Annotated in this window: 3 protein-coding genes; 1 reads left to right on the top strand and 2 read right to left on the bottom strand. The window is 41.3% G+C overall.

The annotated features are described in order from the left end of the window. Window positions 1-1,096: 1,096 nt before the first annotated feature. A complete protein-coding gene (gene nifH, locus VB654_RS23530; RefSeq protein WP_323216255.1) occupies window positions 1,097-1,993 on the top strand; it encodes a nitrogenase iron protein in 897 nt (298 codons plus the stop codon). 208 nt (window positions 1,994-2,201) lie between these two features. On the opposite strand, the gene cobJ is transcribed toward nifH, so the two are convergent. Together cobJ and VB654_RS23520 are read right to left on the bottom strand one after the other, a co-directional pair. Further along, window positions 2,202-3,962, bottom strand: coding sequence for a precorrin-3B C(17)-methyltransferase (cobJ, locus tag VB654_RS23525; RefSeq protein ID WP_323216253.1), 1,761 nt, complete (start codon window positions 3,960-3,962; stop codon window positions 2,202-2,204). A 240-nt stretch (window positions 3,963-4,202) separates the two neighbouring features. Further along, window positions 4,203-4,421, bottom strand: coding sequence for a hypothetical protein (locus tag VB654_RS23520; protein WP_323216252.1), 219 nt, complete (start codon window positions 4,419-4,421; stop codon window positions 4,203-4,205). Window positions 4,422-4,536 lie beyond the last annotated feature (115 nt).

The following is a 4,536-nucleotide window of genomic DNA, read 5'->3' as shown; positions in this document are numbered from 1 at the left end:
CCTATATTGCTATTTACGATACTAATAACAATATCGGCTTTGCTTAAATGAAAAAAATGAATTTGCATTCGATAAATAGATGGAAATTTATATGTTATGCTTCGTATAGGAATCAAAAAAGTAAAAGCAGTAGAAAAATTCACATAATTGAGACAAGCTCAATAAAGTTTTTTTGCTCTGGTAAATTCACTTCGATTCGTTACCGCTTTTTGTAACGAATAGGTAAACTCAGGCTAGGTAGGATAGTAACTTTCGTAACAACTTGAAGTCAATCAAAACTGCCTTGGTATGGGCTAGTGAGATTTGGCTAACCTAGTTGGGATTACCCTCCAGATGCAATTAAACTTAGAGTCTAGGAAGAAAGACTTTTAGTAAAACTTAACAATTCAATAGAAATTAGAACGGTTATTAACTTAGCACTAGCGGCGAAAAATATTCTTAACCGCGAACTAAGGTATAGCATTCTTATCTGTTGGAACATAAAGTTCAAGCCGAGCTGATACTGTTCCACATATCCAGGAATTTAACCATATTGTCAAACATCACCAAGAAATTGCCGACGCAAGAGTGCCACTTTTAGGCGAGGATTTATCTCCTTGTATTACTCATGGGCTAATTCAATGAATTAGAAGTTATTGACGTTCATAACATCAGCAAAATCAGGAAAATTGTAGTCACCATTGAGAGTAAATTGCAATGTTGGTTGGTTAGTGATGTAGTTCAGGGATGCACTCTATATAAACTTAAATTCCTGCTGCAACTACTCTTAAGGTCTGAGCAACCGATGGGGATACTACAACAACTAATAATGCTTGGTTTAAGCTGTTGAAAGCTGCGTCATCAGTACATCTGGTAACACTTGCAATATCATTTGAGCAATTTTCTAAAAAAATTACTCTGCATCAACGCAACTTTTTGGCAGAGATGATATATGGATGAGAACTGACCTCCAAGTGTTAGCTTCTCAACTGGAAAAACGTGGCATAATTCGCTGCAAATGTCAGACTCATACTGGTTGAACTATACCTAACCAAGCCTGAAGGACTGATAGAAACATTCAGACCAATCAACAAAATAATTGTAGGAAATCATTATCATGACTGACGAAAAAATTAGACAAATAGCTTTCTATGGTAAAGGTGGTATTGGTAAATCTACTACCTCTCAAAACACCTTGGCTGCTATGGCGGAAATGGGTCAGCGTATTCTTATCGTCGGTTGTGACCCTAAAGCTGACTCCACTCGTTTGATGCTACACAGTAAAGCTCAAACCAGTGTTCTACAATTGGCTGCTGAAAGAGGCGCTGTAGAAGACATCGAATTACATGAAGTCATGCTGACCGGCTTCCGCGATGTCCGTTGTGTAGAATCAGGTGGTCCAGAACCCGGTGTAGGTTGTGCTGGTCGGGGTATTATTACCGCCATCAACTTCTTAGAAGAAAATGGTGCATACACAGATGTTGACTTCGTATCCTACGACGTATTAGGCGACGTTGTATGCGGTGGTTTTGCGATGCCTATAAGAGAAGGTAAAGCGCAAGAAATCTACATTGTTACATCAGGCGAAATGATGGCAATGTACGCTGCTAATAATATCGCTCGTGGTGTTCTTAAATATGCTCACACTGGTGGTGTACGCCTGGGTGGTTTGATTTGTAACAGCCGTAACGTTGACAGGGAAGTTGATTTAATCGAAACCCTGGCGAAACGCTTGAACACCCAAATGATTCACTTTGTACCTCGCGACAACATTGTACAACACGCTGAGTTGCGTCGGATGACTGTCAACGAGTACGCACCTGATAGTAATCAAAGTAAGGAATATCGGACTTTGGCTACCAAGATTATCAACAACAAAAATCTGACAATTCCTACACCCATCGAAATGGAAGAGCTAGAAGAATTGTTGATTGAATTTGGTATTCTTGAAAGTGACGAGAATGCTGCAATGTTGATTGGTAAAACAGCTTCTGAAGCACCAGTCAGTAAGTAATCGTTGAGGGTGGATGCTAATCATCCCCAAGATTTTTAACTTTAAAAAAGTATCATGAGCTAGAGTAGTAATTTTAGAATTATGCTCTAGCTTTTTCTTTTTCAGGGATTTCCGAGAAATAAATTATTCTAATAAACGTTAGCGTAGCTTGCAGAAGGCTACCACAGAGACGCAGAGGACACAAAGTTAGGGTGCATCCCAGTTTTTATTAGTCAGTCCCTTGGATCTTTTGGTCGGTGTATCGTCTTGGTGTATAAACGGAAATGCTGCCATTACTGCGCTGAATGGTTCGGGTTTGACTGGAACCAACTAAAATAACTGTTCGCATATCGGCGGAGTCTGTTACTAACTGGTCAAGTTTGATGACCTTGACTACTTGTCCTGGTCTGCCGAGATTTCTTGCTAATACTACTGGGGTATCTGGTGTTCTATATTGCAGTAAAATATTTTTGGCTGCGGCTAGTTGCCAAGTACGCTCTTTGGACACAGGATTATAAAAGGCGATCGCAAAATCAGCTTCAGCAGCTCTAGCAATTCGTTGTTCGATAATTGACCAAGGTTTTAAAATATCAGATAAGGAAATCGCGCAAAAGTCATGTCCTAAAGGCGCACCAATGCTTGCCGCCGCCGCTTGCATCGCTGAGATACCTGGTGCAACATGAATGTTTATACTATCCCATTCCGGTTTGGGATAGCGATCGCATACCTCAAATACAGCCGCCGCCATTGCATATATCCCAGGATCACCAGAAGAAACTACAGCGACATATCGCCCTTGTGCTGCCAAGTCCAACGCCATTGTTGCCCGTGCAATTTCTTCACGGTTGTCGGACTCGTGCAGTTGTTTACCATCAGCTAGAGAACCAATTAAATCTATGTATGTTTTGTAACCCACCAAATCAGTTGCAGATTTGAGTATTTCTTTTACCTCTGGAGACATCCACTGTGAACCACCTGGCCCAGTACCAATAATTGCTAACTGTCCCTGTGCTTGACCGATGGTGCTGGGGTCGATGGGTTTGGAGGCAATGGCGATAGCGAAGCGCTCCGTAGGAATCGCTAGGTGGGAAGATGAGGAGGATAAGGGAGACGAACCAGTGGCGTTGATGGCTATGGCTTGGACTGGGCTATAACCTTGTGCTGTCAATTTTTCTAGTTGATCTGAGGTAAAGAAGCGTGTAGGTACTTTAAAGGCGTTGGCAATGGCTTTTAAGTTGGGATTATTAGCTAGGGTGATAGGTGCAAATATTCCGGCTACTGATGCGGGGGCAAGTTCGGCATCTGCTAACATCTGTTGTACTAAAGCTACATCAACAGGATCGCTGCTGGCAATGGCTATAGTTGCTGGGTGATAAACCAGGCGATTGGGCGCAGGAGTTACTAAGCGTTCTGTAACTTGGATAGTTAAATCGCCGTTGGGGTCTATTGGTAGTTGACTATTACTCAACCAAGGCGCAGAACCTTCAAGCCTGACTTGCGCCCCAGCTAATAAATCTGAGCTAAATTTTTTAGCATCATCTGGGTTGGCTAAATAATATCCAGGAGGAGGAGATAATAACGCTGTGCGGAAACGGATATCACCTGTTGTAGTGATTGCAGGTTTAATATCAAGTACCTCAGCAATGCGTCGCGCCAAATCATTCACGCCATTCAGTCCACCCAAAAGGGGAACCACAGCACTTCCATCTTCAGCTACAGCTAATACTGGTGGTTCCTGTTTTTTATCAGAAAGCATTGGTGCTATGGTTCTAATCAGAATGCCAGCAGCACAAATACCAATTAAAGGCGTTCCCTCTGCGAACAACTCCCGCACTGTGTCACCGAAGTTAGTGAAAGTGACATCAACACCAGATGTACGTCCTGCCAAACCGTATAATGTCGCCCCTGGCAGGACATTGATGATTTTTCGGGCTACTGGGACACTGTTTTGACCCAGTACCACAACGGCAGGTACAATCTTTGTAATCATTTAAATTAGATATTTTGCAAGAGTTGATGTCTTTTCAAATGAAACCACAGATAGACACAGATAAACAAAAATAATATTTCACTAACAGTCTAATATTTCTTCGATCACACTCTTTAAATCTTTCTCCCCAGGGCGTTTAGCAAATTGCTCATGACTATAAATCCAAACTAATTTGATTGCACAAGTAGTGAAATTCACTAAATACATTAATCTGATTTGTCCGGAAGCTCCTTTAGCAAATCATAATTCCAATTTGTGAAATGTCCATCCTTTTGCTAGTTGCATCTTTGCGGGTAAAGGTTCTTGACGGGAGTTATGAGGATATTGCTCTTCAGTCAAGTTTTCTATAACTTTTACCATCCGTTCAACAAAACTAGAACCATGAAACTTTGCCAGTTTTTTAAAAGAACGCTGGAAATTATCAGATTTTTCAATCGAGAAGGGAGTTAAGCCAGTCACGCACTTCTCCTTTATGAATGCGATTTGAAGATTCTGAATTACAAGCGTCTTCTAAAACATGAGATATTACAGATTGATAAGCAGGATGGTCCCGTTCTATTAAATCAAGTTTCTG

The organism is Nodularia sp. UHCC 0506 (assembly GCF_034931045.1).
Taxonomy (GTDB): Bacteria; Cyanobacteriota; Cyanobacteriia; order Cyanobacteriales; family Nostocaceae; genus Nodularia.
This window is presented reverse-complemented; position numbering and strand designations above follow the sequence as displayed.